This is a genomic window from Mammaliicoccus sp. F-M27, from assembly GCF_022387115.1.
Lineage (GTDB): Bacteria > Bacillota > Bacilli > Staphylococcales > Staphylococcaceae > Mammaliicoccus > Mammaliicoccus vitulinus.
Map to the genome: position 1 here is coordinate 277,550 of NZ_JAJNIE010000002.1, position 17,576 is coordinate 295,125.

16 protein-coding genes and 1 pseudogene are annotated in these 17,576 nt (G+C 34.1%); 2 read left to right on the forward strand and 15 right to left on the reverse strand.

Translation table 11 applies throughout. The features are described 5' to 3' along the window. The first annotated feature begins 47 nt into the window (after positions 1-47). Both LQ598_RS03805 and LQ598_RS03810 read left to right on the forward strand, forming a co-directional pair. The gene (locus LQ598_RS03805; protein ID WP_203153491.1) at positions 48-506 is read left to right on the forward strand and encodes a hypothetical protein; all 459 of its coding nucleotides are present in this window, start codon (positions 48-50) and stop codon (positions 504-506) included. A 40-nt stretch (positions 507-546) separates the two neighbouring features. Next, the gene (locus LQ598_RS03810; RefSeq protein WP_239745245.1) at positions 547-1,944 is read left to right on the forward strand and encodes a recombinase family protein; all 1,398 of its coding nucleotides are present in this window, start codon (positions 547-549) and stop codon (positions 1,942-1,944) included. Between the two features lie 18 nt (positions 1,945-1,962). Here the strand turns inward: LQ598_RS03810 and LQ598_RS03815 are convergent. The 15 genes and pseudogenes from LQ598_RS03815 to lspA form a co-directional block, all read right to left on the reverse strand. Continuing rightward, a pseudogene (locus LQ598_RS03815) lies at positions 1,963-2,166 on the reverse strand (VOC family protein); the annotation flags it as partial. A gap of 251 nt (positions 2,167-2,417) precedes the next feature. Then, the gene (locus LQ598_RS03820) at positions 2,418-4,001 is read right to left on the reverse strand and encodes an SLC13 family permease (RefSeq protein WP_481817245.1); all 1,584 of its coding nucleotides are present in this window, start codon (positions 3,999-4,001) and stop codon (positions 2,418-2,420) included. A 206-nt stretch (positions 4,002-4,207) separates the two neighbouring features. Further along, a complete protein-coding gene (locus tag LQ598_RS03825; protein WP_239745246.1) occupies positions 4,208-4,486 on the reverse strand; it encodes a hypothetical protein in 279 nt (92 codons plus the stop codon). Between the two features lie 25 nt (positions 4,487-4,511). Then, positions 4,512-5,120 (reverse strand): orotate phosphoribosyltransferase, encoded by a 609-nt coding sequence (gene pyrE / locus LQ598_RS03830; protein WP_239745247.1) that lies wholly within the window; start codon positions 5,118-5,120, stop codon positions 4,512-4,514. Between the two features lie 3 nt (positions 5,121-5,123). Then, the gene (gene pyrF, locus LQ598_RS03835) at positions 5,124-5,816 is read right to left on the reverse strand and encodes an orotidine-5'-phosphate decarboxylase (RefSeq protein ID WP_016911055.1); all 693 of its coding nucleotides are present in this window, start codon (positions 5,814-5,816) and stop codon (positions 5,124-5,126) included. Then, on the reverse strand, positions 5,817-6,743 hold the full coding sequence (locus LQ598_RS03840; RefSeq protein WP_239745248.1) for a dihydroorotate dehydrogenase: 927 nt from the start codon (positions 6,741-6,743) through the stop codon (positions 5,817-5,819). Beyond that, positions 6,740-7,498, reverse strand: coding sequence for a dihydroorotate dehydrogenase electron transfer subunit (locus LQ598_RS03845; protein WP_103322458.1), 759 nt, complete (start codon positions 7,496-7,498; stop codon positions 6,740-6,742). Before LQ598_RS03845 ends, LQ598_RS03840 begins: the two co-directional genes overlap by 4 nt. Positions 7,499-7,510: 12 nt before the next feature. After that, on the reverse strand, positions 7,511-10,684 hold the full coding sequence (gene carB / locus LQ598_RS03850; RefSeq protein WP_016911058.1) for a carbamoyl-phosphate synthase large subunit: 3,174 nt from the start codon (positions 10,682-10,684) through the stop codon (positions 7,511-7,513). Continuing rightward, on the reverse strand, positions 10,677-11,777 hold the full coding sequence (locus LQ598_RS03855) for a carbamoyl phosphate synthase small subunit (RefSeq protein ID WP_119596124.1): 1,101 nt from the start codon (positions 11,775-11,777) through the stop codon (positions 10,677-10,679). Before LQ598_RS03855 ends, carB begins: the two co-directional genes overlap by 8 nt. Position 11,778: 1 nt before the next feature. Continuing rightward, complete coding sequence (locus LQ598_RS03860) at positions 11,779-13,053, reverse strand: dihydroorotase (RefSeq protein WP_239745249.1); 1,275 nt, start codon at positions 13,051-13,053, stop codon at positions 11,779-11,781. Beyond that, complete coding sequence (locus LQ598_RS03865; protein WP_239745250.1) at positions 13,041-13,943, reverse strand: aspartate carbamoyltransferase catalytic subunit; 903 nt, start codon at positions 13,941-13,943, stop codon at positions 13,041-13,043. The genes LQ598_RS03860 and LQ598_RS03865 overlap by 13 nt, the downstream gene beginning before the upstream one ends. 19 nt (positions 13,944-13,962) lie before the next feature. After that, positions 13,963-15,264, reverse strand: coding sequence for a uracil-xanthine permease family protein (locus LQ598_RS03870; protein ID WP_016911062.1), 1,302 nt, complete (start codon positions 15,262-15,264; stop codon positions 13,963-13,965). Between the two features lie 142 nt (positions 15,265-15,406). Beyond that, on the reverse strand, positions 15,407-15,934 hold the full coding sequence (gene pyrR, locus LQ598_RS03875) for a bifunctional pyr operon transcriptional regulator/uracil phosphoribosyltransferase PyrR (RefSeq protein WP_016911063.1): 528 nt from the start codon (positions 15,932-15,934) through the stop codon (positions 15,407-15,409). Between the two features lie 213 nt (positions 15,935-16,147). Continuing rightward, positions 16,148-17,071 carry an RluA family pseudouridine synthase gene (locus LQ598_RS03880; protein ID WP_239745251.1) on the reverse strand — a complete coding sequence of 308 codons (924 nt, stop codon included), beginning with the start codon at positions 17,069-17,071 and terminating at the stop codon, positions 16,148-16,150. After that, positions 17,068-17,547, reverse strand: coding sequence for a signal peptidase II (gene lspA, locus LQ598_RS03885; RefSeq protein ID WP_103322454.1), 480 nt, complete (start codon positions 17,545-17,547; stop codon positions 17,068-17,070). Before lspA ends, LQ598_RS03880 begins: the two co-directional genes overlap by 4 nt. Positions 17,548-17,576 lie beyond the last annotated feature (29 nt).

A 17,576-nucleotide genomic window follows, 5' to 3' on the forward strand; every position in this document is an offset into this window, starting at 1 on the left:
ACTTCGGTGGTGTTTAATATAAATATAAAAAAACGGGGGAATACGTTATGGCAAAGAAAAATTATACTGATGTAGCTTTAAACAAAGATAATGAAAAATGGTTTAACAAAATTGAGGAGTTAAGTATACAATTACAAAATGAAAAAATATCTAAACGTGAAAAAAAGAAAATAGAGAAAGAAATCGAACAGAATAAAAAATATATTATCAAGAGTGATTTTTGGTTTAAAAAAGCAGAGTCTTTTGAAAAAAATGGGGAAATGTTAAAACAAACTGGTAAGTCTATGCAAAAAGTTGGATTAAAAACTACTGCTATTGTTTGGACACCCGCTCTATTTGCTGGGTACAAAGTATACCAAAATATCAAAGGTAGCACTGAAACACCTGAACAAGATTTGATTGAATTAATAAAACGTTGTGAAAAAGATTATAAAGATGGAAAAATTGATGAACGAACTATGAAAGAGTATATTGTCAAATTTACTCAAGAAGAATATAGAGCGTAACCTCATACTATGTGGGGCTTTCTTATAAGGAGGAATAAACTTGAAAACCGCATTGTATTTAAGAGTATCCACGCAAGAACAAGCTACTACTGGATATAGCATTACAGGACAAGAGGATAAGCTACGAGCCTATGCTAAGGCTAAAGGGTTCGGTAATATCAAAGTATTTACTGATGCTGGTTATAGTGGATCTAATACTAAGAGACCAGCGCTAGATTTATTGATCAAAGAAGTTGAGCAGGGTAAAATATCTAACATATTGATTTATAAATTGGATAGATTGAGTAGATCACAAAAAGATACACTGTATCTAATTGAAGAAAAATTCTTGAAGAATGATGTAGCACTTATCAGCTTATCGGAATCGTTCGATACTTCTACCCCATTTGGTCGTGCAATGGTCGGTATGCTATCTGTATTTGCTCAATTAGAGCGTGAGAACATAAAAGAACGTATGATAATGGGTAGAGAACAAAGGCTTAAAAAAGGCTTATGGCATGGCGCTGGTGGTGGATCAGGTAAGGTGGCGGGATATGATTATAAAGATGGTAAACTTGTCATCAATGAATACGAAGCATTGTTCGTTAGACGTATGTTTCAGTTGTATGTTGAAGGCGAAGGCTACTTCAACATATATAAAAAGTTGAGCAAGGAAATGCCAGGTGTTATCAAAGATCCTAGCAACATTAGTAAGCTACTTAAAAACTCAGTTTATATAGGTATGATAGATTACAACAGTAAAACGTATAAAGGCATACACGAACCAATAATTGACGAGCATACATTTAATACTGTACAAAAGTTAAGACAAACTAGGACGGTTAATAGGGATATGAGCATAACACGTTACCTATTACCTAAACTGTTGAAGTGTGGATATTGTGGCGAGAATATGATTGGTAAGACGGGATCTAAGAAAAAAGACGGAACTTACTACACTTATTATTGTTGCTATTCAAAAGAAATTAAGCGAAGAAAAAAAGTTATTAATAGTAACTTCAGTCATGAATGTGAATCGGTCTATCACACTGCGCAATTAGTCGAGGATAAAGTGATTAATGAAGTGAAGAAATTAGACTCAACGAAGATTATTCGTGATTACGAAACTAAAAATGACGACCATATAATATATGAAAAGCAAATTAAAGATATTGATACTAAGATTGAAAAGTTGATGAATCTATATATTGATAGCAACATTGATAAGAAAACGTTAGATGTTAAACACAAAGAATTAGGAGATGAAAAATGTCTTATTGAAAAAACAATGCGTGATTCTACAGTAGATGTTAATAAAGAAGTAGTATTGAAGCATCTAAGTAATTTTAAAGATATTGACTGGGTAGATGACCGTGAAGCATTGAAAAACTCGCTACACATACTGATTAAAGACATACGCATATATAATGATTCTATGAAGGTAAACTTTAATATCTAATATGTAGTAACAAGACTAACCATTACTTTGATCAATCGCCATAAAGATTTGTCCATTTATTTTAAAAATAGAATGTTGTACTGTACCTGGCTCTCCAGGTCCATCCTCGCCATATTTAACCATAGTTAAAATTTCACTGTCTTGAAAAATGGATGTATAAAAGTTAATAGCTTCTTCTGCTTCACCATTAAACATTAAAAAGGTCGTTATTTTTGGTATCATATAATGAACACTCCAATATCATATTTTAAAAATTTCTTATATCTTATATCTTTTAGTATAATCGTAATAAGAGCCAAAGACAAAGGAGAGATTTTATGTCATTTTCATTATTGTTACCTATCGTCATCATGCTCGCTGTTATTATAATCGGGTATGTCTTCATTAAACTATTTATGGACTAGTGTTATACAAAAAGCCACGATGCAAAATCAAATTTTGCATCGTGGCTTTTAATTATTTTATTTAATAGCTTATAAATCGATTCCGAACAACCAAGGTACCATAAACATCACGAAGCCAACGATAATAACACAACTGATTAAGTTTAACCAAAATCCTGTTGTACCCATTTCTCGTATCGTCACTTTATCTGTGCCGAATACAATTGCGTTTGGAGGCGTACCTACTGGTAACATAAACGCACAGTTTGCTGCCATTGCAGCTGGAATCATTAATGCTAAAGGATGCACATTTATACCTACTGCTATTGTAGCTAATATCGGTAATATCATTGTAGCAGTAGCTGTATTGGATGTGATTTCTGTTAGGAATAATACAAATAACGTTACAATAGAGATGATTAAAATAATATTTATGCCTTCTAATCCAGAAATTTGTTTACCCATCCATTTGTCTAATCCACTTTCTGTAATAGCTGATGCTAAAGCTAAACCTCCACCGAATAGTAACAAAATACCCCATGGTAAGTCTTTAGCAATTGACCAATCTAAAATTCTAGCAAATTTTCTTCTAGCCGGTATTAAGAATAATATAACAGCTATAAACATAGATATCGTTCCGTCTTTAACTAATTCCGTAAAAGGTAACTGTGTTAATAAGAATTCTCTTGATACCCATAAAAATGCAGCTAAACAGAATAATGTAAATACAACTTTTTCTTCATATGTTGTTTTACCTAATGCCTCTAATTCTCGCGTAATAATTTTTTTACCGCCGGGCAATTCTTTCATATCATGTTTAAACATAACAAAATTTAAATATGCCCAAGTAATTGCTAATAGTATGATGACAGTTGGCACACCCATTATCATCCATTGCCCGAAACCTATTTCTTCACCAAATATTTTTTCATACTGACCTTTTAAAATAATTAAAGGAGGTGTTCCTATTAAAGTTCCAAGCCCACCTATCGTACCAGCATAACCAATACCTAAAACAAGTGATTTTTCAAATTGAGTTAAACTATGGTTTTCATTTCCATTGGCTGTAAGCTCATTAGCCTCTTTAATAATCGCCATACCAATTGGAATCATAATCATAACAGCCGCTGTATTTGATACAAACATTGAAAGTGCACCAGTTGCAATCATAAAGCCTAGTAAAATCCTACCAGTACTTGTACCTATACTTTTAATAATGACAAGTGCAATTCTCGTATGTAAATTCCATCTTTCCATCGCAATCGCAATAATAAACCCACCGAGGAATAAGAATATAATATCATTTCCATAAGCGCTAGATACTGTTTCACTATCCATCACGCCCCCTAATGGAAATAAGAATAAAGGCATTAAACTCGTAGCGGGAATTGGAATAGCTTCTGTTATCCACCATACTGCAATCCATAAAGTAGCTGCCATAACATATACACCAGTTTGACTTAATCCATCTGCCTTGAAAAATAGCAATATTACTAAAAATAGTAAAGGTCCTAATATCAATCCAATTAATTGAGCTGTATTATAAGCTTTCAATTCAGGATCCGGCTTATTTTGAGACTTTAATGCATCAGATGAAAAGAATTTCAACATCTCTTTAGTTCTTCCACTTTCTTTCCAAAGCTGTTCAGTAATTTTTTTCTTTTTATTACGCATATTATTACGCCCCCTTTAGTGTATTTGTTAACATTTTAACAAAGTTTATACAAAAGTAGTACTATTTTCTGAATATTCTATAATAATTATTAATAAAATCACTAAATTATTTCAAATAATAATATAACAAAAAAGGCTGAGACAATTTATTGTCCCAACCTCATACTTAAGGAAATTTCAGCAAAGCTTTCCTATAGTGTCATGTGTTAATTTTGATGCTTTTGATCTTCAAAGAACCCTTTTTTCTCGAGTTCTTTTTTAATGCTTTTAAATATATTTTTGTCATCTAAATCATATCTTCTTTGTCTATTAACATTCGTATTATTTGAGTATCCAGTGCGTTCATACAAATTATGATCTCTTACTTTATAGTGATTAAAGTCAGTCGTTTTTTCAGAATCTTTTTTTAGAAAATCATTAATATGTCCCCATTTTTGTATCTGCTCTTCTTTTTCTTCTGCAGATAGTTTATGTTGGCTTTTCATAAAGACCCCCCTTATCTTGACTTTATTATAAAGTATCTTTCCACGCTTTTAAAGTTTTTATATCTTTATTTTGGATATACCCTTCTTTTTCAGCAACAGAAATAAGTTCATCATAATTTGATAGTGTATAGAAAGGAACATCAATTGATTTGAATGCTTCTTCTGCTTTTTTGATGCCATATGTAAAGATTGCGAAGACGCCTACAACTTCTGCACCATCTTCTACTAAAGCTTCTACAGCATTAATTGATGAGCCACCTGTAGAAATTAAATCTTCAATTACAACTACTTTTTTCCCTTTGCTTACAGCACCTTCGATTTGATTACCTTTACCATGGCCTTTACTTTTAGATCTCACATAACTCATCGGCAATCCTAATTGATCTGCTATGAATGCAGCATGTGGAATACCTGCTGTTGCCGTTCCTGAAATAATTTCAACATCTTGTGCATATTCTTTAATTAATTCAATAAGTTCTTTATAAATCGTTTCTCTTATTTCTGGATAAGCTAAAGTGACCCTATTATCACAATAAATTGGTGACTTAATGCCAGAACTCCAAGTATACGGATTTTCAGGTGATAGTGTAACAGCTTTAATTTCTAATAGTGATTGCGCAATATTTTGTGTCATATATTATCCTTCCCATCTTTGTAATATTTCATGATATCGTGAAACTGGATTTTGATGCTGAGTGATAGAACGCCCAACTACTATATGTGTTGATCCAAAGCTTTTAGCATCTTCCGGTGTCGTTACTCTTTGTTGATCGTGCGTTTTGTCAGATTCTAAACGTATACCAGGTGTTACTTTTAAAAATGCTTTTCCGATATGTTCTTTAATAAGGTTTGATTCTAAAGGTGAACAAACGACACCATCTAAGCCAGCTTGTTGCGTCATTTTGGCAAAATGAACGACAGAATCTTCTACTGATGTTTGGATGTTTTGCTCATTTCGCATTTGTTCTTCAGTCGTTGATGTTAATTGTGTAACAGCGATTAATTTGGCTTCTGGATTTGTTGAACGTAATCCTTCAAGTCCTGCTTCCATCATTTTCACGCCGCCAGCTGCATGTACGTTTATTAGATCAATATTATATTTACCTAACCCTTTTAAAGCGCCTTTTACTGTATTAGGAATATCATGTAGTTTTAAATCGAGAAAGATATCATGACCTCTATCTTTAATCATTTTTAAAGTTTCAGGACCATTTTGTAAATAGAGTTCCATTCCTACTTTCACAAAAAGGGGCTCGTCGAATAAATCTAGAAACTGTTCAACTTCTTCTAGAGTTGCAAAGTCTAAAGCGATAATTGGTGAATTTTTCATTTATTTCACAACTCCTTGTTGATTGTAAGTTCTTCCTTTAAGTTCAGTAATGTGTTGCACGCCAAGTTGATCGAGTAATGTTGGCAATTCATCTATAATATCTTTACAAACAGTAGGATTTTCGAAATTAGCTGTACCTACAGCGACTGCATCTGCCCCAACTGATATATAATCTATGACATCTTGAGCAGTTCTTACACCACCCATTGCGATGATTGGTATATCAACGTTTTGGCTAACTTCATAAACCATTCTCAACGCTACAGGTTTAATTGCAGGACCGCTTAATCCTCCAATTATATTGCTTATGATTGGCTTACCAGTCTTAGCATCTATTCTTAAACCAACTAATGTGTTGATCATCGTAATACCGTCTGCATACTCTGCAATTGCTTTAGCCATTTCAACGATATTCGTAACATTTGGTGATAATTTCACATATACCGGAACTTCTGAAACTGCTTTGACTTTTCTTGTTAACTCACGTGCTACTTCTGGTACTGTACCAAATTGTATGCCACCTTCTTTAACGTTCGGGCATGAAATATTCAATTCTAGTGCATGAACATTTGGCGCTTGTGAAATATGTTTAGCTACATAAACATATTCTTCTTCAGTTGAACCAGCTACGTTTGCAATAATCGGTACATCGAATTGTTCTAAAAATTTCAGTTCATGTTCTATTATATGCTGTACACCTGGATTCTGTAGACCTATCGCATTAATCATACCACTAGCTGTTTCAGCAACTCGAGGTGCTTCATTACCATATCTAGAATGTTGCGTTGCTGCCTTAATCATAATAGAACCGAGTTCAGACAAATCATAAAATTGGCTGAACTCTTTTCCAAATGCAAAGCACCCACTTGCTGGCATAACCGGATTTTTCAAATTCAAACCTGGCAAAGTTACATTTAATCTACTCATATGATCACAGCTCCTTTTTCAAATACTGGTCCATCTGTGCATACTTTAACATAACCCGCTTCATCATCAGTATGACAAACGCAAGCATAACAAGCGCCAATACCACAGCCCATGCGTTCTTCAAGTGAAATATAACCTTTAACATCACTTAATTGCTCTGTTAAAGCTTTAAGCATTGCTTTTGGTCCACAGCTATAAAAAATGTCGAAGGGTGTTTCGATATGATCAATAACAGTTGTAACAAATCCTTTAGTACCTAAGCTGCCGTCCACAGTTGCAATATACGTCTCACCTAGTGCATTAAATTCATCAATATAGAAAGCATCTTTATCACTTTGGAATCCTAACACATGAATTGTCTTTATACCTCTTTGATTCAGCTGTTTGGATAATTCATAAAGTGGTGGCACACCAATACCGCCTCCTACTAATAAAGCAGTATTTTGTGCTTCTTCTACAGGAAATCCATTACCTAACGGTGCAATTACATCAATTGGATCACCTGATTTCAAAGTAGAAATCATTTCAGTACCATGACCTTCTCTTCTAAAAAGCATCGTGAAAGTGCCTTCTTCACGATTCACTTCGCAAATGGATATAGGTCTTCTCAACATATGTTCAGTACCTGTACCAGCTTTAATATGAACAAACTGTCCTGGTTTTTTCATGTTTTTCGTAAGATCTCCATGTACTTTCAATTCGAAGATGGCGTCTGCTATTTGATTGTTAGATACAACTGTCATTAATTTGGACATCATAATCCCCCTCTACATTTGTTCCGTTTTAAATGTCATGCTTTCAATCACATCTGCTAAAGCATTAGCAGTATCTAATGAAGTTAAGCAAGGTATGCCGTTCTCAACCGATTCTCTTCTAATTTGGAAACCATCTCTTTCGTATAATTTCCCTTTCGTCATCGTATTCACAACGATTTGAACTTCACCTTTTTGAATGACGGATAGTAAATCGTGTTCTCCACCAATTTTACCTACAGTGTATACTGGAACGCCTTGTTCTTTAAAGTATTTAGCTGTGCCTGATGTACCAAAAATGCGATAACCAATTTCATGGAATCTTTTCGCAACCATTAAAGCTTCTGCTTTATCTTTATCGCTTACTGTAAATAATGCTGTACCTGTATCTTGTACTTTTAACCCACTAGCTGTTAAACCTTTGTATAACGCTTTTTCTAAAGTGCTATCTTTACCCATCACTTCACCAGTTGATTTCATTTCAGGTCCTAAAGTGATATCAACATTTTTAAGTTTACTAAAGCTGAATACCGGTGCTTTAACATACACGCCTTCTTTATATGGTACTAATCCACTTTCATAACCTTGTTCTTTTAATGAAATGTTAACAATGGATTTTGTAGCAATTTTAGCCATTGGAATATCTGTTATTTTGCTTAAGAAAGGTACCGTTCTACTTGCTCTTGGGTTTACTTCTAGTACAAACACTTCACCTTTAGAAAGTACAAACTGAATATTGATGAGACCAATGATGTTTAAACCTTTAGCTAATTTTGTTGTGTAATCTACTAATAAATCGATTTCCTCATCCGTTAAAGTTTGAGGTGGATAAACAGCTATTGAGTCACCTGAATGTACGCCGGCTCTTTCAATATGTTCCATAATACCTGGTATAACAACCGTTTCTCCATCTGATATTGCATCTACTTCGATTTCTTTACCCGTTAAGTAACGGTCAATTAACACTGGATGTTCTGGACTAGCTTTAACAGCTTGTTCCATATAATTTCTCAATTCTGGTTCTGCATAAACAATTTCCATCGCTCTTCCACCAAGTACATATGAAGGTCTGACTACAACTGGATATCCTATAGCATTGGCATTATCAATTGCTTCTTGAACTGAAGTCGCTGTTTTCCCTAGTGGTTGAGGTACATCTATTTTTTGTAATAATGCTTCGAATTCTTTTCTATCTTCTGCTCTGTTTAAATCTTCAAGCGTTGTTCCAAGAATTTTAACACCTTTTTTAGAAATTTTGTCTGCCAAATTGATAGCTGTTTGTCCACCAAATTGTACAACTACGCCTTTAGGTTGTTCATGGTTAATGATACTCATAACATCTTCTTCAGTAAGTGGTTCAAAGTATAATTTATCTGATATAGAGAAGTCAGTAGATACTGTTTCAGGATTATTATTAATAATAATCGCTTCGTATCCAGCTTCTTGTATAGCCCAAACTGCATGGACTGTAGCATAATCAAATTCCACACCTTGTCCAATACGTATCGGTCCTGATCCAAGCACAATAATTTTTTCTTTCTCTGTAACTACAGATTCATTTTCTTGTTCATAAGTACCGTAAAAGTATGGTGTTTCAGATTCAAATTCTGCAGCACAAGTGTCTACTGTTTTATAAACAGGGTTGAGGCCATTTTCTTGTCTTAAGTCATAAATTTCACGCTCTGATTGTTCCCATCTATGTGCAATCACTTTATCACTAAATCCATATTGTTTAGCCCATTGTAACGCTTCTAGGTTGCCTTTATTGTCTTTTAAGCCGTGTTCAATATCGATAATATGTTTGAATTTATTTAAGAAGAAATAATCAATTTGAGTTAATTCATGAATTCTTTCTAAAGATGTTCCGCGTCTAATCGCTTCCCCTATAAAGAACAATCTTTCATCATCTTGTGCTTTAATTCTTTCTTCAATAAAATCAAGTTCAAATTCGTCACCATTTGGTAATCCTAAATGATGCACGCCATACTCTAATGAACGAATAGCTTTTAGTAGTGATTCTTCGTATGTTCTACCTATTGCCATTACTTCACCAGTAGCTTTCATTTGTGTCCCTAAAACACGTTCCCCTTTTTCGAATTTATCGAATGGGAATCTTGGGATTTTAGAAACAACATAGTCTAATGCAGGTTCAAACGCTGCGTAAGAAGTCCCAGTAACTGGGTTTAACATTTCATCTAAAGTCATGCCAATTGCAATTTTAGCTGCTAACTTAGCGATTGGATAACCTGTTGCTTTCGAAGCCAATGCTGACGATCTTGATACACGTGGATTTACTTCGATAATATAATAGTCTAGAGAATGTGGGTCTAATGCGAGTTGTACGTTACACCCACCTTCAATTTTTAATGCGCGAATAATTTTTAAAGACACATCTCTTAACATTTGATACTCGACATCAGATAACGTCTGGCTTGGCGCAACTACAATTGAGTCACCAGTATGAATACCTACAGGGTCAATGTTTTCCATATTACAAACAACGATTGCATTATCATTTTTATCTCTCATCACTTCATATTCTATTTCTTTAAATCCTGCGATTGATTTTTCTAATAAACATTGTGTAACAGGGCTGTATTTCAAACCATTTTGAACAATTTCTCGCAGTTCTTTCTCATCATTACAAATTCCGCCACCTGTTCCACCCATAGTAAATGCTGGTCTAACAATAAGTGGGTAGCCGATTTTATTAGCGAAGTTTAAAGCGCCTTCTAAATCATTTACGATATCACTTTCTGGTACTGGTTCATTAAGCTCATTCATGAGTGTACGGAATAAGTCTCTGTCTTCCGCTTGTTCAATTGAAGTAAGTTGTGTACCTAATAAACGCACATTATTTTCTTCTAATACGCCATTTTCATGTAATTCAATTGCCATGTTTAAACCAGTTTGTCCACCTAACGTTGGAAGTAATGCATCTGGTTGTTCTTTACGAATAATACGACTTACAAAGTCTAGCGTTAATGGCTCAATGTAAACTGTATCAGCTATTTCTGTATCAGTCATAATTGTTGCTGGATTAGAGTTCACTAAAATAACTTTATAACCTTCTTCTTTTAGTGCTAGGCATGCTTGAGTTCCTGCATAGTCAAATTCTGCAGCTTGTCCGATGATGATTGGACCTGAACCAATTACTAGGATGGATTTAATATCTGTTTGTTTAGGCATTGATTGTACGCTCCTTCGCTTTATGTAATTTAATCATTTCAATAAATTCATCGAATAAATAGTTTGAATCGTGCGGTCCAGGTGATGCTTCTGGATGATATTGCACTGAAAATGCTGGATATTTTTTATGTCTGAGTCCTTCAATAGATTTATCATTTAATGCTATATGTGTTACTTCTAAATCTGTGTTAGCGATTGAATCTTCATCTATTGCATAACCATGGTTTTGACTTGTTAAATCAACTTTACCAGTTTCTAAATTTTGTACTGGATGATTCGCACCTCTATGTCCAAATTTCATTTTATATGAAGTTGCACCTTGAGATAGTGCAAATAGTTGATGGCCTAAACAAATTCCGAAAAATGGTATTTTTCCTACTAATTTCTCGATTGTTTGTATCGTTTCTTGAACACTCTCTGGATTTCCTGGACCGTTAGAAACCATGATACCGTCTGGGGAAATATTCATAATTTCTTCTATAGAAGTTTGATACGGTACCACTGTCACATCGCATCCTCTTCTATTTAATTCTCTCACGATATTTTCTTTTTTACCGTAATCTATGAGTACGATTTTATAACCGTCACCTGTAGAAATATAAGGTCTAACTGAAGATACTTGTGCTACTTCATCAGTTGGCAACGGCTCTGAATTTAAACGTTGAACTAATGTATCAATTTCATCCACGTTGTCTGTGAAACCTGCTTTAAGCACGCCAAACTTTCTAATTTTACGCGTTAAACTTCTTGTGTCTACACCTGAAATACCAGGTATATGGTAGAATTTCAATGTTTCATCTAATGATTTCGTCGATCTAAAATTACTTGGATAGTCACATGCTTCTCTCACCACTACACCATTTAAAGTCGGACTTAATGATTCAAAATCATCTCTATTAATGCCGTAATTACCAATAAGAGGATACGTAAACGTAATGATTTGCCCAGTATAAGATGGGTCTGAAATCGTTTCTTGATAGCCTGTCATAGCAGTATTAAATACAATTTCACCTACAGTTAAATCATCTGAACCTAACGTATATCCTGTATAAGTCGTACCATCTTCTAATACTAAGTAACGTTTGTTTTTCATTTTATATTTCCTCCTTATAGACGATTTTACCATTACAAATTGTTAAAATCGGATAACCTGACACGACCTCTCCAATAAATGGGGTATTACTACTTTTAGAAGCAAATTCCTCAGCAAGTATTGGTCTTTCTGTTTCTAAATCAATAATTGTTATATCAGCGTAACTTCCTTCTTCTAAACGACCATACGGTAAGTTGAAAGTATCGCTCGGTTTAGTTGTTAAGAATGCTACAAGTTGTTCTAAAGTGAATTTACCTGTTTTAACGAAGTGTGTATAAAGTAATTGGAAAGCTGTTTCACTGCCCACTATACCAAATGGTGCGTCAATCATTGAAACTTCTTTTTCTTCTTTAGCATGTGGTGCATGATCTGTCGCAATACAATCAATTGTTCCATCCAGTAAACCTTCTATTAATGCATCTCTATCTTCTTTTGCTCTTAACGGTGGATTCATTTTATAAATCGCATCGTCTCCAGGTACATCTTCTTCAGTAAGCAATACGTGATGAGGTGTAACTTCAGCCGTTACTTTAATACCAGCTTTTTTAGCATCTCTTATGACTCTTACACTTTCCTTAGTAGAAACATGACAAACATGATAATGACAGTTCGCAGCTTCTGCTAATAATACATCTCGTGCTATTTGAACTGCTTCGCAAATTGATGGAATGCCTGGTATATTTAATGCTTCACTGCGTTTACCTTCATGCATCGCGCCACCATATATTAATGAATTATCTTCACAATGTGCAACAATTGCTTTATCAATTTTAGCCGCTTCTTTCATTGCTTCATACATCATAGATGCAGTTTGAACACCTACACCATCATCTGTAAATTGGAACATGCCTCTATCTTTTAAAGCTTTAAAATCAACATGTTCTTTACCCGCTTGTCTTACTGTAATCGATGCATAAGGTAACACTCTTACAACAGCATGTTCATCTATAATGTTATGCAAACGGTCTAAATGTTCAACTGAATCAGGTACTGGTTTCGTATTTGGCATAGGACATACCGTCGTAAACCCACCTCTTGCTGCTGCTTTTGTTCCTGTTTCAATTGTTTCTTTATGCTCTCCACCAGGTTCTCTCAAATGTACATGCACATCTACAAATCCTGCAGAAATAAAATGTCCTTTCGCATCAATTGTTTCTTGATTTGTAACTTCAATATAATCATCTATTCGTTTAACTTTACCGTCTTCGATTTCAATTTCTTTGTTAATGAGTTGACCTTCTGATAAGATTTTTCCATTTTTGATTATAAGTGACATTTTACTTTTTCCTCCTTGTGATTAAGTACATCATATATACATGCCATTCTAATGAACACGCCATTCTCCATTTGCTTAAATATTCTTGATTTTGAACTTTCTACTAATGAACTATCTATCTCAACACCTCTATTAACAGGTGCTGGATGCATGACAATCGCTTGTTCAGGCAGTTTTTCATATCTCTCCATTGTTAAACCGTACGCTTCATGATATTTTTCAGTGCTAAATGTTGCACCTGATTCGTGTCTTTCATTTTGTACTCTCAATAACATACATACATCAACTTCTTCTATTACATCATCAATGTTAACATATGGGACATTTGAGAAGTCTGATTTCCACTGATCTGGTGCAGAGAACACGACTTCTGCACCTAACTTCGTTAAAGCTTCTGCATTACTTCTTGCTACTCTTGAGTTTTTAATATCTCCTGAAATAAGTATTTTTAAGCCTTCAAAGTAACCATATTCTTCATAAATAGTCATAATATCTAGTAAGCATTGAGTTGGATGTTGTCCACTACCATCTCCTCCATTTAATACTGGAATATTAAGCCCTTCTAAAGAATCATAATAGGCATTTTCACTATGTCTAATGACGAGTGCATCTACACCAATTGATTCTAATGTTTTGCACGTATCATATAAAGATTCTCCCTTTTGAACTGAAGAAGTACTTGTTTCAAAAGGTATAACTTCTAATCCTAACTTTCTTTCAGCCATTTCAAAACTACATTTCGTCCTAGTGGAATTTTCAAAGAATAAATTCGCGACCGTCATGCCTTTTTCAAATGGTTTAACACCATTTTCTTTAATATTTTGTGCTTTTGTAATGATGTTCATGATGTCATCTTTAGTTAGATCAGTCATAGTTAATAAATTTTTCAAGTGACACGCCTCCTGAGCATTATTTTATTTTCTTAGGCAATATAACATTGAGCAAGATACCCACTGTTGCAGCTAAAGCCATACCTTCAATGTTTAAATGAATGCCGATACCTGTGAAGTCTAAATGTGCTTTACCAATTCCTAATACTAGAATTACTGAAGCTATAATCAAATTTCTATTATCACCGAAATCGATGTTGTTCTCTACTAACATTCTTAAACCGCTTGATGCAATAATACCGAATAACAGAATGGATACACCACCCATTACTGGTGTAGGGATTGTAGAAATCATAGCTGTAAACTTACCTACAAATCCTAAAATTAAAGCAAGTGTGGCTGCACCACCAATTACCCAAATACTATAAATTCTTGTTATAGCTAATACGCCAATGTTCTCACCGTATGTCGTACTCGGTGGTCCACCGATAATTGAAGACACCATTGTGGATACACCATCACCGATTAATGATCGATGTAAGCCTGGATCTTTAAAAAAGTTTTTTCCAACAATTTTATTGATAACAATTTGGTGGCCAATGTGCTCACTAACTGTTACGAAAACAATTGGTAACATGATTAATATAAGTCCCCATTGTATAGATGGTGTGTAATCATGAAATGGCACGTAAATGTCAGGCATTTGTATCCATTTAGCTTTTGAAATTGGACTCAAATCTATAATTCCGAATAATAATGATGATATATATCCAACAATTATCCCAATAAGTACTGGAATAATTGATAAGAAACCTTTAAAGAATACCGAGACAATTATTGTTGTTATTAATGTTATAAGCGCTACTGTAATGTAAACACCACTATAGCCTTCCATTGCATTAGAATCTGTATACATTGCCATATTAACCGCAACTGGTGCTAAACCAAGTCCGATTACCATAATAACTGGTCCAACTACAACTGGTGGTAATAAGTTTAACAACCAATTTGTTCCTGTTATTTTAATAATGATGCCAATAATGACATAAAGCACACCACTCATAAATAGTGCGACCAACATTTCACCTAAGTCATGTGTCTTAAGTCCCACGATTATAGGTGTTATAAAAGCAAAGCTTGATCCGAGATATGCAGGTATTTTACCTTTCGTAATCAAAATATAAAGCAATGTTCCAAGTCCTGAAGCGATAAGTGCTGCTGAAACAGGCAATCCTGTTAAAAATGGTACAAGTACCGTTGCTCCAAACATTGCAAACAAGTGTTGCGAGCTTAAGAAAAACCATTGCGATGCTTTTGGTTTTTCATTTACATCAAGTATTGGCTCGACGGTGCGTTCAAACATTTCTTCGTTGTGTGACATTTTCATTCTCCTATTCAAAAAAAGATCCCTTCACAAGATATGCAAAGGGATCTATGGGTACAGTGACACCTATCGTAATAGATGTATCCTGTCTCATATAAACTCCTTTGCCAGTCTCTCGTACTGATTTAAAAGGATTTATTTAATTTAATTTTACAGCTGTTTGATTATCGAATTCTTCTAGTTCTACAACAATTGATTCATTAGAAGATGTTGGTACGTTTTTACCAACATAATCAGCTCTAATTGGAAGCTCTCTATGGCCTCTATCAACTAAGGTAGCTAGACTTATTTTTCGTGGTCTCGCATGATCTAATATAGCATCTAATGAAGCTCTGACAGTTCTACCCGTGTACAAGACATCATCAACAATAATGACATGCTTATCATTAATATCAACATCGATATTAAATGATTTCACTTTAATTGCATCATGCTGATTTTGAACATCATCGCGATAATGTGTCACATCAATTTCACCTGTTGGCACTTGAACTTGTTCAATCGCTTCGATTTTTTTCTCGATTCTATTCGCAAGAAATACGCCTCTTGTCTTAACACCTAACAAGACGATATCTTTAGTACCTTTATTCTTCTCAAGTATTTCATGTGACATTCTTGTTAATGCTCTATTTATAGCAGCATCATCCATGATTAACCTTTCAGCCATATTCAATCTCCTTCCACAAAAAAATACTCACGTCTTTAGAAGACATGAGTATATACTGGTACCTATAAATAGGTCCACACGTACATATTAAGTCTTCTCAGCCTCTCTGGACTGTCTGTTAAAGACGATTTAATTGTTAAACCTATACTATCGTTTTTTTCTGTTGATGTCAAAGTTTATATTGAATTAATTAAGTATTTTTACACGTTCGATTTATTTTTTATCTTCGTGCTTTCTTAATTTTTCTAATATTGTTGCAAAGTATTCAGGTAGTGGTGCTTCTTTTTCGATATATTCACCTGTGACTGGATGCTCAAAACCTAATAAACCTGCATGAAGTGCTTGACCGTCTATATTCATCGTCTTTTTAGGTCCATATTTTGGATCGCCGACCAATGGGAAGCCAATATGTTTCATATGAACTCTAATTTGATGAGTACGGCCAGTTTCTAACTGACAATTTACTAATGTATATTTTTCGAATTTATCAATAACATTAAAATGTGTCACTGCTTCTTTACCATCATCTACAATAGCCATTTCTTGACGTTCTCTAGGATTTCTTCCTATTGGAGCTTCAATCGTTCCAAATTCATGTGGTATATTTCCGTGAACGAGCGCAGTATACTCTCTTGTCACCGTTTTATTAACTAATTGTTCAACAAGGCCTCTATGAGCAATGTCATTTTTAGCAATCATTAATAAACCTGAAGTATCTTTATCGATACGATGAACAATTCCTGGTCTAATTTCACCATTAATTCCAGACAAATCATTAATAACATGCATTAAACCATTTACTAAAGTGCCTGTATAATGTCCTGGTGCTGGATGAACGACCATGCCTTTAGGTTTGTATACTACCGCTACATCTTTGTCCTCATAATATACTTCAATACCTAAATCTTCTGCAACGATGTCTACTTCTTCGATGACTTTTTCAGTAGCAACGATTACGTCGTTTAATTTTGTTTTGTAGTTAGCTTTAATAACACTGCCATTTACTTCAACTAAACCTAATCTAATCCAGTCTTGAATTTGGTTCCTAGACCAATCTGGGTTTAATTCAGGTAATAACTTATCTATTCTAACGCCTTTTTCACTATCTTTTTCAATCTTAAATTCAAATGTATTCAAGCTTTTTCCTCCTTACCTTCAAATAAAATCACAATGATTAGTACAATTACGCCTATTGTCAAAGCAGCATCTGCTACATTAAATATCGGAAAATTATAACTAAAGATATATGTATCAATAAAATCAACAACTTCGCCTCTAAATAAACGGTCTATAAAATTACCAATAGATCCTGCAATTAATAAACTTAAACCAAGTTGTATAACAGGTTGACCATATCCTTCATTTTTAAAGAACATAAATAAAATAACAAGTACAACAACAGTAACGATATAAAACAACCACATTTTTCCTTGTAAAATCCCCCAAGCAGCACCTTGGTTTCTATGAGACGTTATATATATAGCATTACTGATTACTTTTATAGAGTCACCAACTTCTAATGATTTAACAATTAAAAGCTTAGTAAATTGATCAATTGCTATTAATAATATAATAAAAGTACTCCATATCGGTATATTGTAACCTTTACGCATCTATATTTCACTCCAATCTTGATTATTTT

Coding starts and splice junctions, on each gene's coding strand:
- lspA (WP_103322454.1), bottom strand. CDS start 17,547: ATGCGTAAAGGTTACAATATACCGATATGGAGTACTTTTATTATATTA.
- LQ598_RS03825 (WP_239745246.1), bottom strand. CDS start 4,486: ATGAAAAGCCAACATAAACTATCTGCAGAAGAAAAAGAAGAGCAGATA.
- pyrR (WP_016911063.1), bottom strand. CDS start 15,934: ATGGCTGAAAGGTTAATCATGGATGATGCTGCTATAAATAGAGCATTA.
- LQ598_RS03845 (WP_103322458.1), bottom strand. CDS start 7,498: ATGTCCAAATTAATGACAGTTGTATCTAACAATCAAATAGCAGACGCC.
- carB (WP_016911058.1), bottom strand. CDS start 10,684: ATGCCTAAACAAACAGATATTAAATCCATCCTAGTAATTGGTTCAGGT.
- pyrE (WP_239745247.1), bottom strand. CDS start 5,120: ATGACACAAAATATTGCGCAATCACTATTAGAAATTAAAGCTGTTACA.
- LQ598_RS03805 (WP_203153491.1), top strand. CDS start 48: ATGGCAAAGAAAAATTATACTGATGTAGCTTTAAACAAAGATAATGAA.
- LQ598_RS03855 (WP_119596124.1), bottom strand. CDS start 11,777: ATGAAAAACAAACGTTACTTAGTATTAGAAGATGGTACGACTTATACA.
- LQ598_RS03840 (WP_239745248.1), bottom strand. CDS start 6,743: ATGAGTAGATTAAATGTAACTTTGCCAGGTTTGAATTTGAAAAATCCG.
- LQ598_RS03860 (WP_239745249.1), bottom strand. CDS start 13,053: ATGTCACTTATAATCAAAAATGGAAAAATCTTATCAGAAGGTCAACTC.
- pyrF (WP_016911055.1), bottom strand. CDS start 5,816: ATGAAAAATTCACCAATTATCGCTTTAGACTTTGCAACTCTAGAAGAA.
- LQ598_RS03820 (WP_481817245.1), bottom strand. CDS start 4,001: ATGCGTAATAAAAAGAAAAAAATTACTGAACAGCTTTGGAAAGAAAGT.
- LQ598_RS03870 (WP_016911062.1), bottom strand. CDS start 15,264: ATGTCACACAACGAAGAAATGTTTGAACGCACCGTCGAGCCAATACTT.